A 19,611-nucleotide genomic window follows, 5' to 3' on the forward strand; every position below is an offset into this window, starting at 1 on the left:
GACATCTCATCCAACGCACTTGCCAAGCAAGCCCGCCAACTCCTGGGATGCAACCCACCATCTCGCCACAACGGTAAGAACATAACTCTGAACGACCTGGTCGTTGAGTGCAGATCGGGCAAAACACCATGCATTCTTGCCTCAAACTCCAAGATGCTGGCCACCATTCCCAACCTACGCCATAGAGTTTCAGCGGAGCAGCATCGGTTCGCTCCCGAACTTGGACCCGAAGGAACGGTCAACGACTGATGGCCGGGCAGCAGGAAAGCCGACGATGCACAAGCGAGAGCCGACCGACCCCGCGCCCAGGGAACGACGACCGATCGCGACCCCTTCCTATCTCTTCCAGGGAACGGAACAAAACGACCTCTTTCCCAAGATATGTCGCGGCCGCGTGCTCGTCGTTGACGATAGCCAACTCATTCTGCGTTTGATCGAAGCCAGTCTCCAGGGCAAGGGCTTTGAAATCATCGCCTTCAGCGATCCGGTCGACGCTCTCGAGAAAGTCGACGATCTCGCGCCGGACGTCATCTTGCTCGACATCGACATGCCGAAGATAACCGGTTTCGACTTTTATCGTCAGTTGAAGCAGTGCCCTCACTTGGTCCACATCCCCGTCATCTTTCTCACCGGGTTCGACGACACCCGCGACGTGGTGCGCGGCCTGGAGATGGGGGCGTTCGACTACGTGAGGAAGCCGTTCAACTCGATCGAGCTCTGCGCCCGCGTTGGCGTTGCCGCTCACGTCAAGTACTTGATGGATTTGCTCGCCGACCAGGCGATGATCGATGGCTTGACCGGGCTCTACAACAGGTCCTACCTGAACGTGCGATTGACCGAGTTCATCGATCACCACACCCGCTACGGAACACACCTGGCGCTGCTGATGGCCGACGTCGACAAGTTCAAGCAACTCAACGACACCCGCGGTCACCTCTTCGGCGACGAAGTCCTGCAGCGCGTGGCCGCCACTATTCGCGATACGGTGCGCCAGTCCGATACCGTCGCGCGCTTCGGAGGCGAGGAATTCGCGGTCATTCTTCCCGAGCAGACACTCACCGACGCGAAGAGACTTGCCGAACGCCTTCGAACCGCGGTGGCGGAAACGGCCATCGAACATGACCACGGCATCCAACGGGTGACGATCAGCATCGGGGTGGCGACGACGCACGAAGAGAGCGCCGCCAGTATGAAAGAACTCGTCTACGCGGCCGACAGGGCTCTCTATCACGCCAAGAGCACTGGGCGCAATCGCGTCAGTCTGTGGAACGGCGAGGACGCGATCGTCGCCAGCGGGGCCGAGTAGCAGTCCGTTGAGTACATCGGCCCGAGGCTCAGCGAGTGAGCGCGGGTCGACCGAACACGAAGGACAATGGGCGATTCATCGTTCGGAGATCTTCGTGTTAAAGAGGAAGCTCACCGACTCGTTGCGGTGGATCCGCTTGATCGCTTCGCCAAGCAGCGGCGCGACGCTCAACTGCGTCAGAAAACCCTCGTGGTTCTCCGCGTTGGGAAGCGGGACCGAGTCGGTCGCCACGATCTGAACCAGCGGCGATTGCCGCATCCGCTCCAGGGCGTTGTTGCAAAAGAGCCCGTGGGTGACACAAACGCGGATGTCGCGGGCACCCGAGGCGTGCAGCACGCGCGCCGCACCGACCACCGATCCACCGGTGCTGATCATGTCGTCGAACATGATCGCGATTTTCCCATCGACCGGCCCGCCGATGATGCTGACTTGATCCGTCTCGGTAGCGCTGGAACGTCTCTTGTCGATCACCGCCAGGGTGCCGCCCAAGCGACGTTGAAGTTTCAGGGCCAGCTTGATCCGTCCCTCGTCGGGGCTCACGATCGCCAACTCGTCCGGATCGAGTTCGAGTTTCTCGATGTAGTGATGGAGCACCGGGACCGCGTAGAGGTGGTCGACCGGGACATCGAAGAACCCTTGGATCTGGGCCGCGTGCAGGTCGAGGCAAAGAACGCGGTCGCAACCCGCCTCGGTGATGAGATTGGCCACCAGCTTGGCGGTGATCGGCACGCGACCTTCGTCCTTGCGGTCTTGTCGAGCGTAGCCGTAGTAGGGAACCACCGCGGTGATCCGCTGGGCACTGGCCCGGCGGAAGCTGTCGATCATGATCAACAGTTCCATGATGTGTTCGTTGACCGGCGGGCACGTCGGTTGCACGAGGAACACGTCCCGGCCGCGGACATCTTCCTCGATCTTCAGCGAGATCTCGTTGTCGGGAAACCGACCGATGTTGATCTTTCCGAGTTCGATGCCGAGGTAGTCGCAAATCCTTCGGGCCAACGGACGATTGGCGGAGCCGCAGAACACCTTCAGTCGATCGTGCATTCACGCTCTCCCAGCCACTTCATCGCGAAGCTCGACGACATCGTTGGTTCCCCGTCGTCCGACGACCGGAAACCTTCGCTGCCCTTGCGTTACTCAGCCAAGCCGTTCTTTTTACCGGCCAACCCCAGGGAAGGAAAGCAACCGAAGCGAAGATTCGCCCCCAAACGGCTCCCAATCGCCGTGAAAACTGGAAAAATCTTGCCGAATGGGCCGCCGGCTCCCTAGGCTGATCCTCTTTGAAACGCTTGCGTTTACGATCATTTGGGAGAGATGCGCATGGCCAAGGTTGGGTTCGGAATCGTCGGTTGCGGCATGATCGCGAAATTTCACGCGCGGGCGATCGACGACCTGCGCGGGGCGCAGTTGCGGGGCGTCGTCACCAGCAACCCCGACAAAGCCACCGCGATGCTCGAGGAGTCCTATCCTCATGCCGTCGACATTCACACCGACCTCGACGAGATGCTCGCCCGCGACGACATCGACGTCATCAATATTTGCACCCCCAGCGGTGCCCATCTCGATCCGGCGGTCAAAGCCGCCAAAGCCGGCAAGCACGTCGTCGTCGAGAAGCCGCTCGAGATCACCCTGAAGCGGTGCGACAAAATCATCAACGCCTGCCGCGACGCCGGCGTGCTTCTTTGCACCATCTTTCCCTCGCGTTTTAGCGACGTGAACCAGGAACTGCGAAAGGCGATCGACAAGGGACGCTTCGGCAACCTGACCCTCGGCGAAACAACGGTGAAGTGGTGGCGCCCGCAGAGTTACTACGATTCCGGCGGATGGCGTGGCACGTGGCAACTCGACGGCGGCGGCGCCTTGATGAACCAAGCGATCCACAACGTCGACCTCCTCTACTCGATGATGGGGGACGTCGCCCAGGTCGGCGCCTTCACCAGCCTGCTCGCCCACGAACGCATCGAGGTCGAAGACACCGCCGTCGCCTCGCTCCGATTCCAGAATGGGGCTCTCGGGTCGATCTTGGCCACGACGAGCGTCTATCCCGGCCTGCTCAAGACGATCGGCATCCATGGTGACAAGGGCTCGGCGGTCGTCGAACAAGACGACTTGCTGACGTGGACCTTCGCCAAGGAACAGAAACGCGACGCCACCATTCGCGAGAACTTCGGCAAGAAGAGCGGGGCGACGGGAGGAGCGAGCGACCCCGGCGCCATCTCCCATACCGGACACGCCCGCCAACTCGCCGATTTCGTCAAGGCGATCACCAAGGGAACCACCCCGCTCGTCGATGGCGAAGAGGGTCGCAAGGCAGTCGAAATCATCCTGGCGATCTACCAGTCACAAGCGACCGGAAAGATTGTCAAACTCCCCTTGGCAAGAGATCCGAAACCGCCAATGCTAGCAAGCTAGCTGGCGACGCAATCGTTCTTCGCCAGCGTGGGCCGATCCTAGGGAATTGAGACGGTTTCGGAGAATGGTCGCGAGTTCGGCAAACCGGGCGTGCCAAGCAAGCCAGGCACCATGGCACGACGCTCGCGACTTCGAAACCTCCGTCGATTCCAGGAATCCAATGCGTGCCGGTCAACGGAAGGGACTCCGTCGCCATGGCAAGAAAGAAGCGAAATAACACCGTTGACTACCTCGTCTACCTCGTCATCAGGATCGTCGTAGCGGTCATCCAGGCGCTACCAGTTTCGGCGGGGTACTCCCTCGCTCGGATGATTGGTTGGCTCGGATACACGATCGACAAGCGACATCGCCGGATCGCTCTGGAGAACGTCCGCCACGCTTTCGGCGATGACCTCTCCGCCAAACAGCAAGATCGACTCGTCCGCGGCGTCTACGTCCACTTCGCGAAAGTCATCGTCGAGATCGCGCATATCCCGCGAAAGCTGCACAGCAACAACTGGAAGCGGTACGTCAATACCCATGAGGTCGGCGACACGATCGGACTACTCCTCCGCGAGCGGGCGACCATTCTCGTCACCGGCCATTTCGGCAATTGGGAGATGGCCGGCTACCTGATCGCGGTCCTCGGCATCGAAAGCTTCGCGATCGCCCGAACGCTCGACAATCCCTACCTGCACGACTTTGTCCTTCGCTTTCGTCAGTGGAGCGGCCAAACGATCCTCTCCAAAAACGGCGACATGGACCGGATCCTTCAGGTCCTCAGCGATCGCCAGTTCCTGATTTCGGTCGGTGACCAAGCGGCCGGGCCGCGCGGGTACTTCATCGACTTCTTCGGCCGACCGGCGTCGACGCACAAGTCGGTCGCGGTGTTGGCCCTTCGCTACGATGCCGCCATCACCATCGGCTACTCGTACCGCGATCGCGACAGTTTCCACTATCATGTCGGCGTCGCGGGGATCATCGACCCGCGGGATTACGCCAATTGTGAAGACGCTGCCTTCGAGATGACCCGCGAATTCAACCGGCAACTCGAGCGTGTCATTCGCTTGGCACCGAGCCAGTACCTTTGGCTGCACAATCGGTGGAAACACAAGCCGCCGACCCCGGTCGCCAAGGCGAAAGCCGCGTAGAAATCGTCCCCCTGCCGGGACGCGACGACGGGTGAACTCAATCGTCGGTAACTCGAAGGCAAGCCTACCACTTCCGTTTCCGGGATCGATGTCGGAATTCCCTGAATCCCCTGTCTTGACTCCCATGGCGCAAGGCCTAAATTCCCAGCAGGAAACGTCACCGAGCACGCTCGAGGATCACCGCCAGAACCGGAACGTTTCTCGGGTTCAAACGGCGATTTTTCGATCGACTCTTGGCGGAAGAGGCCTCGCTTGGCCGAGAAATAGGTATTGCGGGAATAGGTCCATCCACTAGGTTGTAAACTAGAGGGTTTTCCCGGAACGGGTTGGCTTCGCCACTGACGCGAGTCGCCCGACGGACGGAACGCTTGACGTTTGCTGGATCGAGAATTCTCGTCAGTAATGTCGCCACAAGCGATGTCCACCTCTTTGGCGAGTGTGATTTGGGGATGCGGCGGGCCAACCGCGATCGAGAAGGAGCCACGGTAATATGACTCACGTCGTCTGCGAGCCATGTGACAACTGCAAGTACACCGACTGCGTCGTCGTCTGCCCTGTCGAGTGCTTCTACGAAGCCGACACGATGCTGTACATCAATCCGGAAGAGTGCATCGACTGCGAAGCGTGCGTTCCGGAGTGTCCGGTCGAAGCCATCTTCCACGAGGACAACGTTCCGGATGAGTGGCAGTCCTACACGGACATCAACGCCGAGAAGACGGCGGCCGGCGATCTGCCCTCGCTGACCGAGAAGAAAGAGCCGCTCGGCGAGTAAGCTCTCGAGAACGATCCCTCGGACATGCGCCGAGAGATCCTCTTCGCAGCTACATGGTCTTGAACCCTTGGGAACGGGCGTTCGCACGTTCCCAGGGTTGAGACATTCACTTCTCGACTCACCACGCGCGCGATTGGTTTCCGCGCTAGGCGGATTCGCGTTATGTATCTCTTTATCGGGCAGATACTCGCCTATCTGGTCGGCTCGATACCGTTCGGCTACCTCACCGCCAAGTTGTGGGCCAACATCGACATCCGCGAACACGGCAGCCAAAACATCGGCGCCACCAACGTCGGACGCGTCCTCGGCTTCCCTTTCTTCATCCTGGTCTTTCTGCTCGACTTCGCCAAAGGCGCCGTCCCGGTCGCGATCGCGTACTGGGTTCGGAGTCGATTCGGAGCCGAGACTCCCGAGCTGATCTACCTTCCTCCACTGGTCGGTCTTGCGACCATTCTCGGCCACATCTTCCCGATCTATCTCGGGCTACGGGGCGGCAAAGGGGTCGCGACCTCGATTGGCGTCATCCTGGTGCTCGCGCCCATTCCCGCGATCATCGGGTTGGCGATGTGGGTCATCCTCGTCCTGGCGACAGGAATGGTCTCGGTCGGATCGGTCGGTTTCGCCCTCGCCTTCGCCCTGGCGTACCTGCTTCTGGGCAACCCTTTCTCCATCGACCAAGCGGCGATGACACTCTTCGTGCTGATCGTGACGGTCCTCGTCCTGGTTCGCCACCGGCAGAACCTGAAACGAGTGCTCGCGGGAACCGAACCGAGAATCGGTCTTCCCTGGTTCCGTTCATAGACTACTACGAACGACTAATAGGGAGCCGGCCGATGCTGCTCCCGCCGAGGCAGTCGAGTCGTCGCCGACCCGGAATCCGCCGACGCGCGGTTCCCGATCGACGAGTCGCTTGGCGAGTTCCTCCCCAGTGGTCGGCGTGAACCAACGCCGCTGGGCGCGAATTCGCCATGCCCGGCGACGCCACGAGAGAGGTTGACGATGCGCGCGAAGATCGCCGGCTCCCTCACCCAATACCCTGCCCGTGCGCTCTTTATCTGGTACCTGGCGCTGATTCTCTTCGGGACTGCTCTCCTGATGCTCCCGATCTGTCACAACGAAGACGTCAAGACGACGATCGATCCGATCGACGCCCTTTTCACCGCAACCAGTGCTTCCTGCGTCACCGGCTTGTCGACCATTTCGATCGGCAAGGAATTCAACTTCCTCGGCCAATTCATCATTCTGGTCCTTATTCAGCTTGGCGGGATCGGCATCATGACGGTCACGACACTGGTCGCGGTCTCGTTGAGCGGGCATTCGCTCCTTCACCATCGCGCGGCGGTCACCGAGCAGTTGGGAGCGACACCCGAAGACGACTTGCACTTTGTGCTTCGCGACGTCCTCGTGATGACTTTTTTCATCGAATTCGTCGGTTTTTTGATCCTTTTGAGTCGTTTTCTGTTCGAACAGCCCGCACTTGACGCCATTTGGAACGCATTCTTTTACGCGATCTCGGCATTCTGCAACGCGGGCTTCTCCATCAACGACGACAACGGGATCCGCTACCAAGGGGAGTGGGTCTTCAACCTAACCATTTGCGCCCTCATCACTTTCGGCGGCATCGGCTTCCCCGTCTACCGCGACCTCCGACGAAAACGCAAGGACCAGCGGTTGGGCATCCAGCGCCGGCTGAATCTGCACACCCGGCTCGTCTTGATCGGGACGGTCTCGTTGACGTTGCTCGGCATGATCGCCTTCTACCTGCTCGAGCGGCAGAACCTCCTCAAGGACATGACGATCGGCCGTTCACTGCTGGTTTCGCTCTTTCAGTCCGTCAACACGCGGACCTCGGGCTTCTACTCGGTCGATTTGGGAATGGCGGAAGCGTCGACTCTCTTCGTCATGTCGCTGTTGATGCTCGTCGGCGCGGCCCCGTGCTCGACGGGAGGCGGCTTCAAGGTCACCACGCTCATGGTGCTGCTCATCCACTCCTGGCAACGGCTGCGGGGCTACACCAAGATCAACATCTTCGGCAGAACGATCGACCGCAGCGACCTCGATCGCTCGACCTCGGCGGTCATCCTCTACGTCATGATCGTCGCCATCGGACTCTCGATTCTTCTTGTGCTCGAGGAAGAACACCAACCCTTCGGCGAGACCCACGGGCTCTTTCTCAAGGCCCTCTTCGAGTCGGTCTCCGCGCTCGGAACGGTCGGATTGACGGCCAATTTCACGCCAAGTTTGACCGATCCCGGCAAAGTCTTGATCGTAATCCTCATGTTCATTGGGCGTTTGGGCCCTTTTTCGATCGTTCTCGCCCTCACCCGCGGACGTCGGCCGGAACCATTCGAGTATCCGCGTGGACAAGTCCTCATCGGTTGACCGAAAATGAGCGAAGGACCTTGTTCTCGAGGCCCCCAACCGGTTGAAATGACGCGAGAGCCGAACGACGGCACACCGCATAAGATCTCTTATTGACCGAATTTAGGTCGCCGCGAGCGACGGGGAGAGAGCCATGGCCGCCGGAAAACAACAGTACGTAGTTCTCGGACTGGGCTCCTTCGGGAGTTCGCTCGCCAAGCGCCTCACCTGGCACGGCTGCCGCGTCATCGGTGTCGATTTCGACTCCCGGAAGGTCGAAAGCCATCGTGACCTCATCTATGCTCCCGTCGAGGGCGACGCCACCTCCGCCGAAACACTCGAACAACTCCTAACGCCCGCCGTCGATTCGGTCTTCATCGCCACTGGCAACAACATCGAAAGCAGCATCCTCACCGCGCTGCATTCAATCGAACACGGTGCCAAGCGCGTCATCGCCAAGGGAATCACCGAGGACCACGCGAAGATCCTCCACAAGATCGGCGTCGAACGCGTCGTCTTTCCCGACCAAGAGTACGGCATGGAAGTCGCCGACCAGGCGGTCTTTCCCAACCTCCTCGACACGCTCAACTTCGACCCGAACTACGGCGTCTTTGAGCTACCAGTCGGCCCCTCCTTCGTTGGACAGAATCTCGAGTCCTTCACCGCGAAGCTGCGCTGGACCTTCGGTATTTCCATCCTCGCCGTGAAAGACCCCGCGCGCGACGAAGTCAAGGTCCTCCCGCCGAGCGACTTCATCATCCTGGAGCACCACGTTCTCTTGGTGATCGGCACGCACAAGGACATGATTCGCGTTCGCAGCGCCTTCTTCGACAGCGTCAGTTTCTAGGTCGCCTCTCCCTCCCGTCGCCGAACATCGACCAAGCTCACCACGCCTCTTCAAGCACGGTTCTCAGAATCTCCCGTTTCCAACCCGGCTCGTGAATCGGCCAAGCTTGCACGCGGATCCCCTCCCCTTCACGGGCAGCCGGAACTCCCGAGTCATGCACCTGCCGTTGGAGTTCTCGTTCGAGCGGAAAAGACGCGGTCGACGCCGACTCCAAGTTGCTGAGTCGACGCCGGAGGGTCCCATGATCGAAAATCGAAATGACCGTCGGCGGATCGAGATCGAGCAAGCGTCCGGCGAGCAGTTCGTAGCTGGCGGTCTCGTACATTCGCTTGAGCTCCAGCAAGTCACATCCGACCATCCGCGTGTCGAAGTTCCACCAACCCGTCGGGACCAAAAGCAGCGTCGCGAAGCGGTTGGCTAGCTCCTCGCGCTCGTCCCAAAGCCACGTTTCATCCAGCTCGTCGTCAAAGCACTTTGGGATCATCCACTCGCCGATCTCGTGGGCGACGGTCCACTGGGTCCGCTCGGCACGCGGTTCAGGTCGCACGAAGACCGTCGGCTTGCCTTTCACCTCCACCAGTCGGCCACGAGTTCGTTGTCGCCGATCCAGGCAGATGTCCATCCCCAGCCCTTTGGCCACGAGCGAGGCGTCGACGGGAGGCCGTTCGATCCCCGCGCCATCCAGCATGTGCGCCACTTGCTCCTGAAGGCGCACCTCCACACCGGTAATCGGGCGAATCACGGAGAGTCTCCTTGAGAAGTCGCCGCCCCGGCAACGGGCGCTGGGATTCCGTCACCGGAGCAAGACGGCATTTGGGAACACCACGAAGACATGATCATATGTACACTATAACGGCCTGCGTGTCCATCGCTCGTTGCCTGTTTTGCCAAACCGGAATCGCAGTCACGACTTGCGCAGTACCCTTTCTCGGGGTCACCTTCCGGCAACTCGTTTCCGATCTTGTCACGGCTTGCGGTTCGTCGGATAGACATGGACCAGCGGCGACGTTCCTAGCTCGGACGTCGGGGGAGTTGGCTTGACCGGTTCAGTGCCGAAGCCTATACCCGATAGCTGTAACAGGTACCAGGACCTGAGGTTGCGGCTCAAGCCCCTTTCGCCGATGCGACGTTCTTCTCCTGATTCGAGATTGCACCATGGGTAGGGTGATTGTCGATGGGGCCGAGGTGGCCCTCCACTTGCCGCCGGACGCGACGCTCGAGAATGCGTTCGCGAACGTTCGCGACCAGGTTTGCAACGAACGACGCGTCATCACTCACATGTCCCTAAATGGTCAACCGTTGAATTGGGGAGACGGGACATCGGTCTGGTCGGACACCTTCCAAGACATCCATGGTACGCTCGAGTTGCGTACCGATGACACGCTCTCGATGTGCTCGCGAACGCTTTCCGCGATGTCCCAACTGCTCGAGAATCTCGCTCAGGTTCATCGCGACGTGGCCAAAGCCATCCGCAACGGCGACACCCGCCAAGGTCTCGCCACCGCGTCCCAATTGATGCCGCAATGGGAGCAGTTGATGGCCGGCGTCAATGGCGTGCTGCAAATCTTGCCCGTGAACCAAGACGACGGGGCTTGGCGAGAGAAGATCGAGTCCCTCGCCGCCCTTGGCCCCAAGATGACCGAGCCGCTTTCCGAGTTCCGCATGGCCGCGGGCGATCGCGACTTGATCCTGCTTGCCGACTTGATGGACTTCGAATTTGCCCCACTCGCCGACGAGTGGCTCTCCACTTGCCGAAGCTTTCACGAGGCGTTGACCCAACACTTCCGCGACAACACCGAGGGGCATGAATGAACCAACGCTGGTCACGGAAGACCGGCTTGCTCGTGGGTTCGGCGCTTCTTCTCCTGCTCGCCACCAGGGCGCGCGAAGCGTCTCCTCCCAAAGAGCGCCGACGGGTTGAACTCGAGCGCAAGATCCGCGATCCCCATCGTGTCTTTCGCCATTCGGTCTTCCTTGCCGCTCAACGCGGGGCGCGCTGGATCGTTTCGATGCGCACGCCCGAGGGCGAGTTCGTCTACGGCTGGATCCCCGCGCTAAATCGCCCCCTTGGAGGAAACGATCCGCTACGTTCGGCTGGTACCCTCGCGGCCCTGACGCACGCCGCCGTCGCCCTTGACGACGATGAGTTGCTAAGGGTCGCTCAAGCCTCGCTGGCGCATCTGGTCACCACGACCACGAAGACCGACCCGAAGCATCCCGAGGTCCGCCTCCCGACGTTGCGGCCCGCGGAGGCCAACCCCGCCGGCTATGCCGCCCTGCTCTTGTGGGGACTGTCAGAACTTCCGGATCTCGACGGAGAACTGCTGGAGGCGTCGCGCGGACTCGATGTGTTTCTGCGCGGACGGCTTCGCGAGGATGGCTCCATCGACATCCGCCCTTCTCTTCACGAAGATGACGGCAGCGAGTACTTCGCTGGGCGCGACTTCTTTCCCGGAGAAGCCCTCCACGCGTTGATGCGCAGCTACCGCCACGCTCCCGAGGAGTGGAAGCTCGACGCGATGGGTCGGGCCCTTCCGGTGATGGAGCAGTACTGGCGGGAACGTCCCTCCAAGGCCCTCGCGGCGTGGCAATGTCGCGCCTATGCGGAAGCCTACATGCTCTCCAACGACGAGTCATTCGCGACATTCGTCTACACGATGGCCGACTGGCTCATCGACCGTCAGTTCAAACAAGCTCCGCCGGACAGTCCCGATTGGCTCGGTGGTTTCGCGCAGGACGTGCATGGACATGTCGTCTGGTCGGCGCCGGACATCACGACCGCTAGCTGCGCCGAGGCCCTCGTGGCGGCATGCCGGGTCGCGCGTGAACAAGGCGACGACCAACGGCTCCTGCGCTACCAGTCGTCGCTCGAAGCGGCGCTGACGTTTCTCGTCGGACAGCAGTACACGCCGTCCCGCTGCCGGCACTTTCAGCCGGGCTACGCGAGGAAGCTCAACGGCGCCTTTCCCGCGAGCGTGGTCGACGGGACGGTGCGCATTGATTTCACGCAACACGCGATCGACGCGATGCTTGGCTACTTGATCCACGTGGCGCGACCGCGCTGGTCGACGGTCGAGGCGACGACCGCCGCGGAAACATGGCCAAGAGCCAACTGACATCACCTCGTCAAGAGCGACGAACATCCTGCAAGGAGGCAGTCATGGCGAATGCAGCGACACTCATCGTCCCCGTTCACGCCGACGTCGACTGGACGTCCGTCCGGTTTCCCGGTGAAGACAAGCTCGCCCACGCGGTCGCCGAGGATGCCCAGGCGACGAGTCTCGTGGATACGTGGACCTGCCCCGAGCAAGTCGCGTCGGTCTTGAAGACACCGCTGCCGCATCACGGCCTGCGAGCGACGCCCGACCTGAGCCCCGCCATTTATCGGCTGACGCTCGCACTGAAGCGATGCCTGCGGTTGCCGGTCGACGTGTCCATCGAGGTCGCGTCCGGCCACGATTGGCGCGTGATCGCCCCCAAACGGAGTCCCGAGGAACCGGTCAAGCTGATCGCCTCGGGCCACGTCTTCAACAGGCTGCGCGCGAAGGAAGCCCTGTTCCATTTGGGGCGACGACTCGCTTCCGTGGTCTATGACGTGACCCCGATGATCGACGACCCGAGCCAGGGCGCTCCCTCGACCGACGCGCCCGAGCGTCACTACCTCCTGGCCCGTGGCCTGTGGAAGTTTCAAGAGCTCACCGCCGACCGTCTCGGCCTGATCTGCTGCCAAGACCTGGAGGCCGCCGCCCGCGCTCTGCTGAAATCGGCGACCGGTTTGGACGAGGGACTGCTCCCGGCGGAGATGGATGGACTCTTTCGGGGCGTCGACTCCGAGGAGGAGTCGGTCCTGCGAAACGATCCGCATACCTTCATGCTTCTGCGACTCGCTGCCCTGAAGCGGTTTCACGAAAGCCCCCTCTTCGGCTCCCTCTTTGGATGGGCGACGCCCAATTCGGAACGTACCAACGACGAGCCGACGGCGACCTCTCTCGAATCGCACCACGTCGCTCCCCAGGTCGCGACCTCCTCGGCCGACCTGGACGTGGCGTCGGTCCAGCGTCGCCTCGATCGACTCGAGCAAACGTCCACCACCGACGATGTCCTCCCCAAGTCACCCAGTGTCCCCGAGGAGAGTCACCCGGAGCCCCTCTCGACCGCGGATGTCGACTCCTTGGAAACAGTGAGCGCCACGAACAAGCGTCGATCCGAAGACGCCGAGAACGACAGCTCCCCGGAACCGTGTTTGGCGGAATCCGGCCAGGAGACGGAGACCGCCTCGGAACCGGAGAGCACCGAGAGCGACTCCGTGCCCGACGTCGAGGCCGCGCGTGAGTCTTTCACCCTCGGAGCGGTCCTCTGGCTCGCCCATTGCCGAGGGAACATGAGCCAACCGGAACGCCGAGTGGTCCTCGACACATTCGGAAGTCGTGCCCTGGAGGAGATCGGTCCCCACTACGACAAGGAAGGCGCCGACTATCTCTCCCGAATTTGTCGGGAGAGCGCCCAGGTCCTCAAGGAGAGCGACCCGATCGCGCGCCGAGCCATGCTCGAGGACATCGTCCATATCGCGATGACGACGGGGAGTCTCACGCCGACCCAAAACAACCTGCTCGTCGATTTGGCGCGGTCGCTGGAACTGACGACCGACGACCTCTCGCTGGTGATGGCCGACTATTCCGACCCGGAATTCGCGACCTACGAGTTCCAGGCCGGCCAAGACGTCGAGGTCCATCTGGATGGTCAGTGGCTTTCAGGGACGATCACCAGTGTCGAGGAGTCGGGGGAACTCTTCGTTCATTTCTCCGGCGATGACGCGACCTTGCGATTGAGTCCCACCGCCGACCTCATCCGTCCCACGGAGAGCCGTGCGGCATAGCGTCTCCGATCTCCGCCAGGGGTGGGAGTCAAAATCCAAGCCCGCGCGGATCAAGCACACGCGGACGTCCAAAGGAATCACGCACGCGCGGACATTTCAGGAGAGGTGACTTCGCGCGTGAGCATCCCGAGAGAGCCAGCCCGGCATCATGGATTCTCCCAAGCCGCGACGCGGCGATGGGAGCCCACGGCTGTTGGTTCGGCCACAAGGGGCAATTCAATCCCCGTACCCCGAAAGAAAAGACCGTCGGATGAAGGAACGGTAAACGTACTAGTAGGTGGAAAGAGGCTTCTTGAACGAAGGCCTTCACGATGAAGATCGACCGCCTACTTGATGACGCTCTGGGACAATTTCCCGAGAAACCCGCCCTGATCTATCGGGACCGAAGCTGGTCCTTCAGCTCGCTGGACGATATTAGCCGCCGCCTGGCCGGGGGCTTGGTGAACCTCGGGATTCGGCCTGGCGACCGCATCGCCATCTTCACGCCAAACTGCCCCGAGCTGCTCTTCACCTATCTCGCGTGTCTCAAACTCGGCGCGATCGCGGTCCCGCTCAACTACCGCTATCAGTTGCCCGGGGTCCGCTTTGCCTTGGAGCACAGCCAAGCGTCCCTGGTGGTCGCCCACGAGGACTTGGTGGACCGTCTGCCCCCGCGTCTTCCCGGTATCGCGCCGAAGGGATACTACGTCACCGGAGATACGAGCTACCCGTCGTTCCTGGAACTCCTCGCCGCGCGCCCCTTTGAAAGGACGGCCTTCGAGGCCTCGGAACCGGCGATCATCCTCTACACTTCGGGATCGACCGGAAGCCCAAAAGGAGTGTTGCACTCTCGAGGCAGTCTCTCCGCCGTCATTGAGGCGACGGTCCAGCTCGAGGACGTCAAACCGGACGATGTCAGTCTCGTTCGATCCCCCTGCTGCCACGCGGCCGGGCTCTTGACGCAACTGACGACCGAACTCTCGGTCGGAGCGACGTCCGTTCTCGCGATGCGTTCGCCTCCTCAGGAGACCGTCGAACTAATGAGGCGCCATCGAGTCACTCGGACACGCATGGCGGCGGCCGACTTGACCGATTTCGTCCGCTACGCGACGGAACACGCCGTCCGACTGCCCTATCTTCGCGTCTGCATGGCGGGGGGCGATACCCATTCGATCGAGACCCTTCGTCATTTCGAGGAGCATTTTGGCTTTCTCCCCACGCAGGGCATCGCGATGACCGAGCTTCCCGTGCCATGCGTCTGCAATCCGGTCAACGGCCCGCAGAAGATCGGTTCGCTGGGACTGCCGCTGCCCGGTGCGGAGGTCCGCTTGGTGGACGATCACGACCAGGACATCGCTCCGGGCTCCGTGGGAGAGATCGTCCTTCGCCATCCCGCGATGTGCGTCGGCTACTGGCGAAACCCGGATGCGACCGACGAACTCTTCAGCCACGGCTGGCTCCACATGGGCGATTTGGCACGGGAGGATGAGGAGGGATACCTCTGGTTCGTGGGGAGGAAGAAGTTGATCATCGTCCGGCGCGGATCCAACATCGCTCCCATCGAGGTCGAGCAAGTCCTCAACGCCCATCCGAAGGTCTACGACAGCGTGGTTGTCGGGGCTCCCCATCCTTCGGAAGGACAGTGTCCAGTCGCGTACGTCGCTCCGCATGATCCGCTCGATCCCCCGACCGAGGACGAACTTCGTGACTTTGTCGGCGAACGGCTGGCGGCGTACAAGGTTCCGGTGTTGATCTTCCTCTTGACCGACTTGCCGAAGTCGGGCACCGGCAAACACGATCGTCGGCTCCTCACGCGGCACATCGCTCAAGTCCTCGGTGATGGTTCGGACTCTCGCGTCTCCGTCCCGGACATCATCATCGGCGTGTAGCATCGGGACCTGTTCCACGGGTGCCGCCGGCCGCTTGAGAGCCAGTAACACCTCGCCACGGCAAGCGTTTCCCATCTGCCCACGGCAAGTGTTTCCCATCTGCCCACGGCAAGCGTGGGCAGCGGCACCTGAGAATCCCTTGGGCAGGGACTTAACCCATCAGCTCACGAGGAAGCCTCTTCCAGGCGTTGGGCGAGTCGGGCGACTTGCAGTTCCAGTCGCTTGAGCTCGCGGGTCACGGTGTTTTTGTGAAGCTCCATCCAGTAGAAAATCTTGAAGAGACTGACCGTGAGCGAACAAAAGAGAAAGCCGACGCTCCAGCCCACGAGCGCCCGGACCGATTCCGCCTGAAAGAAGGCGGCGGCACATAGGAACATCAACACCGTGAAGACGAAGGTCCCCACGAACGTCAACACGACCAACCAGCGCGATCGGCCGCGAAACGAGTCGACGATCTTCTCCTGCAGCGACTGTTCATCCATCCGCTGCAACAAATCGGTATCATCCATGGCCAAAGCTTGGCGAATCTTGTCATCAAGATGACTCATCATTGGCTCCTTTCGATGACTTCTCGTAATTCCTCGCGAGCGTGGTAGAGGCGCGACTTCACCGTCCCGACCGGGATCTCCAGGATGTCGGCGATCTCGTGAAGCGACATCTGCTCGCGATAGAACATCGCCAGCAAAACGCGCCGCTCCTCGGGGAGTCGTTTCATCGCCCACCGCAATCGTTCGATCTCGTCCCCGTCGGCGCTGGCGTCGTCGGCCTCTTCGGGGGGGACCGGGACCTGCCGGAGGACGTCGCGCTGTCGCTGTTGAACTCGAATCCAATCGGCGCACTTGCGTGTCACGATGAGAAAGGCCCAACGGCGAAAGCACGCGGGATCGCGCAGCCGACCGATTCCTTTGACAATGGCGATCCACGCCTCCTGGGTGATGTCCGAAGCGACGTCGCGTCGACCGAGCAGACGACAGGCATGTCGCCAAAGTCGTGGCTGCCAGCGCTCGACCATCGCTTCGACCGCCGCCGCGTTACCCTCTTGCCAGCGCAAGACGAGCAGTTCGTCGACGATCTGTTCGGGGGATCGTTCCATCGCCAAAGTGCCCCGGTTTCCTTTTTCCAGGTCGCTTCATCGCTTCTGACGCGATACACCTTCCAGGTCGAGCGCCGGCACCCATCGGTTCAACAAACGCATCCGAAATTGTCATCGAAACTGCCAAAAGAGCCCGAGTGCCAGTAGCCGTTGACTCTCGCACCATCGCCACCGATACTGGGGCCAACCTCATGGATACGGCATGCCACGTTCTGCCCTCGGAGTAGCCTAATGCGAGAGTTCGGTCGTCCTTGCTCCTTTTCCCCGGTCGGCGACACCCCTCGTCGATGCCGCCGCGCGTTGCCCCCCCATCTCGGATTCGTCGCCTTCGTGCTCCTTGGTGCCGTCGCCACGACCGCCCGAGCGGCCACCTCGAGCGCGTCGCCCAACATCGTCATCATCTTCACCGACGACCTGGGCTATGCCGACGTCGGCACCTTCGGGGCCAAGGGCTTCAAGACCCCCAACCTCGATCGGCTCGCCAACCAGGGGATGCGGTTCACCGACTTCTACGTCTCCCAAGCGGTCTGCTCCGCGTCGCGCGCGGCCCTCCTGACCGGGTGCTACTCCAACCGCGTCGGCATCCTCGGCGCCCTGGGTCCAGGATCGGCAACCGGCATCAACGCTGAGGAGACAACGATCGCGGAACTGCTCAAACAGAAGGACTACGCGACGGCGGCGTACGGCAAGTGGCACCTGGGAGACCGGCTCGACTTTCTCCCGACCGAGCACGGCTTCGATGACTACTTCGGTCTTCCCTACTCGAACGACATGTGGCCGAGCCATCCGACGAACAAGAAGTTTCCCGACCTTCCCCTCATCGAGAAGGACAAGGTCCTCGAGCTGAACCCCGACCAAAGTCAGTTGACGACTCGGTACACCGAGCGGGCGGTCGCGTTCATCGAGAAGAATGAACATCGCCCCTTCTTTCTCTACCTGGCTCACAGCATGCCCCACGTGCCTCTCTTCGTCTCGGACAAGTTCAAGGGCTCGTCCGAGCAAGGCCTCTACGGCGATGTCATCCAGGAAATCGATTGGTCCGTCGGGCAGGTCATGGACACCATCGACAAAAACGGTCTTTCGAAAAAGACGCTAATCGTCTTCATTTCCGATAACGGCCCCTGGCTCTCCTACGGCAATCACGCGGGCTCCGCCCTGCCCCTTCGCGAAGGGAAAGGGACGAGTTTTGACGGCGGCGCCCGAGTTCCCTGCCTCATGCGCTGGACCGGCAAGATCCCCGCTGACTCGGTCTGCCGCGAACCGGCGATGACGATCGATCTTCTCCCGACGATCGCGTACCTGACCGGGGCGAAGCTCCCCGATCACACGATCGACGGCAAGAACATCTGGCCGCTGATGGCGGGCGAGCCCAACGCCAAGTCGCCGCAGGAGGCCTACTACTTCTACTACGGCAAGCAGCTTCAAGGGATCCGCCAGGGCAAATGGAAGCTCCACTTCCCGCATCCCTACCGCTCTCTCAAGGGAGAACCAGGCAAGGATGGAACTCCATCGCCCTACGTGCAGAAGAAGACGGGCGTCGAACTGTACGATCTCGATGCCGACATCGGCGAACGGGAAGACGTCGCCAACAAGTACCCCGACGTCGTCGCTCGTCTCAAGACGCTGGGCGACCAGATGCGGGCGGAACTCGGTGACTCGGCAACCAAACAGAAGGGAGCGGGCGCCCGTCCGCCCGGACGCAGCACTCAGCCCTCGCTGGGACGACCAGACAAGAAGAGCTAGTTTCCCGTCCTGATTGGTGAGTTGACTGCCAAGCGACCCTTGGGCGCCAACGGTCTTCTGGGTGTCATGCTCACGCTCGCCGTGGGCATGCTAAGAAAGACTCACGCTCGCCGTGGGCATGCTAAGAAAGACTCACGCTCGCCGCGACGGTGCGGAATGCTCCCGTCATTCCCAATGACACCGCAATGACTATGGACGAGCATCGCTCTGACGTCATGAACCGAGCACGCCGCCCAAGCCCCTAGCAATACGCCAGGTCGTTGTCGCGTACGTCGGTGACAAACATATGACCAGGTGCGTGCGTGATACATCGCTCGAGCCGCGACTCGAGAACGACCGCTTGGGGCGTGACTCCGCATGCCCAGAAGACCGGCACTTCACCATCCTTGATCGTCACTGCGTCCCCCCAGTCGGGTCGTTCGAGCGAAGCGATGCCGAGTGTGGACGGATCGCCGACGTGAACGGGACTTCCGTGCACTGCGGGAAAACGGCTCGTCACCTCCACCGCCCTCGCCACCAAGCTGGCTGGAATCGGTCGCATGGAGACGACGAGCGGCCCCGCGAATCGACCGGCCGGTCGGCAGGGTCGCGTCGTCCGATACATGGGAACGTTCTTCGAACAACCATCCGCACCGGTCTCTTCCAAGTGCCTTACCCCGACGCCCGCCTCAAGCAGCGCCGACTCGAAGGTAAAGGAGCACCCGAGCAGGAACGCGACCGAGTCCTCCGTCCATTGCGTCCGAATCTCCATCAGCTCGGTCATCAGTTCGCCGCGTTCATAGACGCGGTAGCGCGGCAAGTCGGTTCGCAAGTCGGCCCCGAACGCGAGGCGATCGACTCGCGGATCGCCCGGTTCGGTCACCTCCAGGAGCGGACACGGCTTGGGGTTTCGTTGACAAAAGAGGAGGAAGTCGTACGCGTCCTCCTTTCCGACGATGACGAGATTCGCCTGGGCATAGCCGGGTGCCAACCCCGCCGTGGGTCCGGCAAGGGTTCCGGCACGGCAACGCCGCCGAATCGTTTCGGGAAGCTCGATGGTCAAGGACGAGTTCTCCTGAGGTCGCGACGTGGCGTTCGACCGATCTTCGATGAAGGGGCAAAGCATGCTCCACGTGAAGTGTTCCGGTCATTCTCCGAGTGTTCGCGGACTCGTTCAAGAGGGGGGTACTCGATCGTCGCCGTGGAGATTGATCGTCCACCCAC

17 protein-coding genes are annotated in these 19,611 nt (G+C 61.4%); 12 read left to right on the forward strand and 5 right to left on the reverse strand.

Going from position 1 to position 19,611, the window contains the following annotated elements:
- Positions 1-274: 274 nt before the first annotated feature.
- Positions 275-1,306 carry a diguanylate cyclase gene (locus Pan216_RS16325; protein WP_145259401.1) on the forward strand — a complete coding sequence of 344 codons (1,032 nt, stop codon included), beginning with the start codon at positions 275-277 and terminating at the stop codon, positions 1,304-1,306.
- A gap of 75 nt (positions 1,307-1,381) precedes the next feature.
- Here the strand turns inward: Pan216_RS16325 and Pan216_RS16330 are convergent, their stop codons facing one another.
- The gene (locus tag Pan216_RS16330) at positions 1,382-2,350 is read right to left on the reverse strand and encodes a ribose-phosphate diphosphokinase (RefSeq protein WP_145259403.1); all 969 of its coding nucleotides are present in this window, start codon (positions 2,348-2,350) and stop codon (positions 1,382-1,384) included.
- A 276-nt stretch (positions 2,351-2,626) separates the two neighbouring features.
- On the opposite strand from Pan216_RS16330, the gene Pan216_RS16335 reads away from it, so the two are divergent.
- From Pan216_RS16335 to Pan216_RS16360, 6 genes are all read left to right on the forward strand, one after another.
- On the forward strand, positions 2,627-3,718 hold the full coding sequence (locus Pan216_RS16335; RefSeq protein WP_145259405.1) for a Gfo/Idh/MocA family protein: 1,092 nt from the start codon (positions 2,627-2,629) through the stop codon (positions 3,716-3,718).
- A 194-nt stretch (positions 3,719-3,912) separates the two neighbouring features.
- A complete protein-coding gene (locus tag Pan216_RS16340; protein WP_145259407.1) occupies positions 3,913-4,848 on the forward strand; it encodes a lysophospholipid acyltransferase family protein in 936 nt (311 codons plus the stop codon).
- Between the two features lie 490 nt (positions 4,849-5,338).
- The gene (locus Pan216_RS16345; RefSeq protein ID WP_145259409.1) at positions 5,339-5,620 is read left to right on the forward strand and encodes a 4Fe-4S dicluster domain-containing protein; all 282 of its coding nucleotides are present in this window, start codon (positions 5,339-5,341) and stop codon (positions 5,618-5,620) included.
- 162 nt (positions 5,621-5,782) lie between these two features.
- On the forward strand, positions 5,783-6,421 hold the full coding sequence (gene plsY / locus Pan216_RS16350) for a glycerol-3-phosphate 1-O-acyltransferase PlsY (RefSeq protein ID WP_145259411.1): 639 nt from the start codon (positions 5,783-5,785) through the stop codon (positions 6,419-6,421).
- A 198-nt stretch (positions 6,422-6,619) separates the two neighbouring features.
- Positions 6,620-8,002 carry a TrkH family potassium uptake protein gene (locus tag Pan216_RS16355; RefSeq protein WP_145259413.1) on the forward strand — a complete coding sequence of 461 codons (1,383 nt, stop codon included), beginning with the start codon at positions 6,620-6,622 and terminating at the stop codon, positions 8,000-8,002.
- Positions 8,003-8,135: 133 nt separating this feature from the next.
- Complete coding sequence (locus Pan216_RS16360; RefSeq protein WP_145259415.1) at positions 8,136-8,828, forward strand: potassium channel family protein; 693 nt, start codon at positions 8,136-8,138, stop codon at positions 8,826-8,828.
- A 37-nt stretch (positions 8,829-8,865) separates the two neighbouring features.
- Here Pan216_RS16360 and Pan216_RS16365 read toward each other — a convergent pair whose 3' ends face one another.
- Complete coding sequence (locus tag Pan216_RS16365; RefSeq protein ID WP_145259417.1) at positions 8,866-9,570, reverse strand: ImmA/IrrE family metallo-endopeptidase; 705 nt, start codon at positions 9,568-9,570, stop codon at positions 8,866-8,868.
- Between the two features lie 413 nt (positions 9,571-9,983).
- Between Pan216_RS16365 and Pan216_RS16370 the strand changes: the two genes are divergently transcribed.
- From Pan216_RS16370 to Pan216_RS16385, 4 genes are all read left to right on the forward strand, one after another.
- Positions 9,984-10,640: a hypothetical protein gene (locus tag Pan216_RS16370; RefSeq protein WP_145259419.1), complete on the forward strand. Its 657-nt coding sequence runs from the start codon at positions 9,984-9,986 to the stop codon at positions 10,638-10,640.
- Positions 10,637-11,944 (forward strand): hypothetical protein, encoded by a 1,308-nt coding sequence (locus Pan216_RS16375; RefSeq protein ID WP_145259421.1) that lies wholly within the window; start codon positions 10,637-10,639, stop codon positions 11,942-11,944. The genes Pan216_RS16370 and Pan216_RS16375 overlap by 4 nt, the downstream gene beginning before the upstream one ends.
- Positions 11,945-11,988: 44 nt before the next feature.
- Positions 11,989-13,704, forward strand: a complete 1,716-nt coding sequence (locus Pan216_RS16380; RefSeq protein WP_145259423.1) for a hypothetical protein — start codon at positions 11,989-11,991, stop codon at positions 13,702-13,704.
- 311 nt (positions 13,705-14,015) lie between these two features.
- Positions 14,016-15,572, forward strand: a complete 1,557-nt coding sequence (locus tag Pan216_RS16385) for a class I adenylate-forming enzyme family protein (RefSeq protein WP_145259425.1) — start codon at positions 14,016-14,018, stop codon at positions 15,570-15,572.
- A gap of 164 nt (positions 15,573-15,736) precedes the next feature.
- Here Pan216_RS16385 and Pan216_RS16390 read toward each other — a convergent pair whose 3' ends face one another.
- Both Pan216_RS16390 and Pan216_RS16395 read right to left on the reverse strand, forming a co-directional pair.
- Positions 15,737-16,123, reverse strand: coding sequence for a DUF6768 family protein (locus Pan216_RS16390; RefSeq protein ID WP_145259427.1), 387 nt, complete (start codon positions 16,121-16,123; stop codon positions 15,737-15,739).
- The gene (locus Pan216_RS16395) at positions 16,120-16,665 is read right to left on the reverse strand and encodes an RNA polymerase sigma factor (protein WP_145259429.1); all 546 of its coding nucleotides are present in this window, start codon (positions 16,663-16,665) and stop codon (positions 16,120-16,122) included. The genes Pan216_RS16390 and Pan216_RS16395 overlap by 4 nt, the downstream gene beginning before the upstream one ends.
- 231 nt (positions 16,666-16,896) lie before the next feature.
- Here Pan216_RS16395 and Pan216_RS16400 point away from each other — a divergent pair, with 231 nt between their 5' ends.
- On the forward strand, positions 16,897-18,408 hold the full coding sequence (locus tag Pan216_RS16400; RefSeq protein WP_145259432.1) for a sulfatase family protein: 1,512 nt from the start codon (positions 16,897-16,899) through the stop codon (positions 18,406-18,408).
- Positions 18,409-18,649: 241 nt separating this feature from the next.
- On the opposite strand, the gene Pan216_RS16405 is transcribed toward Pan216_RS16400, so the two are convergent.
- Positions 18,650-19,450 carry a putative hydro-lyase gene (locus Pan216_RS16405; RefSeq protein WP_419192612.1) on the reverse strand — a complete coding sequence of 267 codons (801 nt, stop codon included), beginning with the start codon at positions 19,448-19,450 and terminating at the stop codon, positions 18,650-18,652.
- Between the last annotated feature and the right edge of the window lie 161 nt (positions 19,451-19,611).

The organism is Kolteria novifilia (assembly GCA_007748055.1).
Lineage (GTDB): Bacteria > Planctomycetota > Planctomycetia > Kolteriales > Kolteriaceae > Kolteria > Kolteria novifilia.

Excerpts from the sequence above, each read along its gene's own strand:
- Pan216_RS16345 (WP_145259409.1), top strand. The coding sequence starts at position 5,339 with ATGACTCACGTCGTCTGCGAGCCATGTGACAACTGCAAGTACACCGAC.
- Pan216_RS16395 (WP_145259429.1), bottom strand. The coding sequence starts at position 16,665 with ATGGAACGATCCCCCGAACAGATCGTCGACGAACTGCTCGTCTTGCGC.
- Pan216_RS16390 (WP_145259427.1), bottom strand. The coding sequence starts at position 16,123 with ATGATGAGTCATCTTGATGACAAGATTCGCCAAGCTTTGGCCATGGAT.
- Pan216_RS16355 (WP_145259413.1), top strand. The coding sequence starts at position 6,620 with ATGCGCGCGAAGATCGCCGGCTCCCTCACCCAATACCCTGCCCGTGCG.
- Pan216_RS16325 (WP_145259401.1), top strand. The coding sequence starts at position 275 with ATGCACAAGCGAGAGCCGACCGACCCCGCGCCCAGGGAACGACGACCG.
- Pan216_RS16335 (WP_145259405.1), top strand. The coding sequence starts at position 2,627 with ATGGCCAAGGTTGGGTTCGGAATCGTCGGTTGCGGCATGATCGCGAAA.
- Pan216_RS16375 (WP_145259421.1), top strand. The coding sequence starts at position 10,637 with ATGAACCAACGCTGGTCACGGAAGACCGGCTTGCTCGTGGGTTCGGCG.
- Pan216_RS16340 (WP_145259407.1), top strand. The coding sequence starts at position 3,913 with ATGGCAAGAAAGAAGCGAAATAACACCGTTGACTACCTCGTCTACCTC.
- Pan216_RS16330 (WP_145259403.1), bottom strand. The coding sequence starts at position 2,350 with ATGCACGATCGACTGAAGGTGTTCTGCGGCTCCGCCAATCGTCCGTTG.
- Pan216_RS16385 (WP_145259425.1), top strand. The coding sequence starts at position 14,016 with ATGAAGATCGACCGCCTACTTGATGACGCTCTGGGACAATTTCCCGAG.
- Pan216_RS16360 (WP_145259415.1), top strand. The coding sequence starts at position 8,136 with ATGGCCGCCGGAAAACAACAGTACGTAGTTCTCGGACTGGGCTCCTTC.
- plsY (WP_145259411.1), top strand. The coding sequence starts at position 5,783 with ATGTATCTCTTTATCGGGCAGATACTCGCCTATCTGGTCGGCTCGATA.
- Pan216_RS16400 (WP_145259432.1), top strand. The coding sequence starts at position 16,897 with ATGCGAGAGTTCGGTCGTCCTTGCTCCTTTTCCCCGGTCGGCGACACC.
- Pan216_RS16370 (WP_145259419.1), top strand. The coding sequence starts at position 9,984 with ATGGGTAGGGTGATTGTCGATGGGGCCGAGGTGGCCCTCCACTTGCCG.
- Pan216_RS16380 (WP_145259423.1), top strand. The coding sequence starts at position 11,989 with ATGGCGAATGCAGCGACACTCATCGTCCCCGTTCACGCCGACGTCGAC.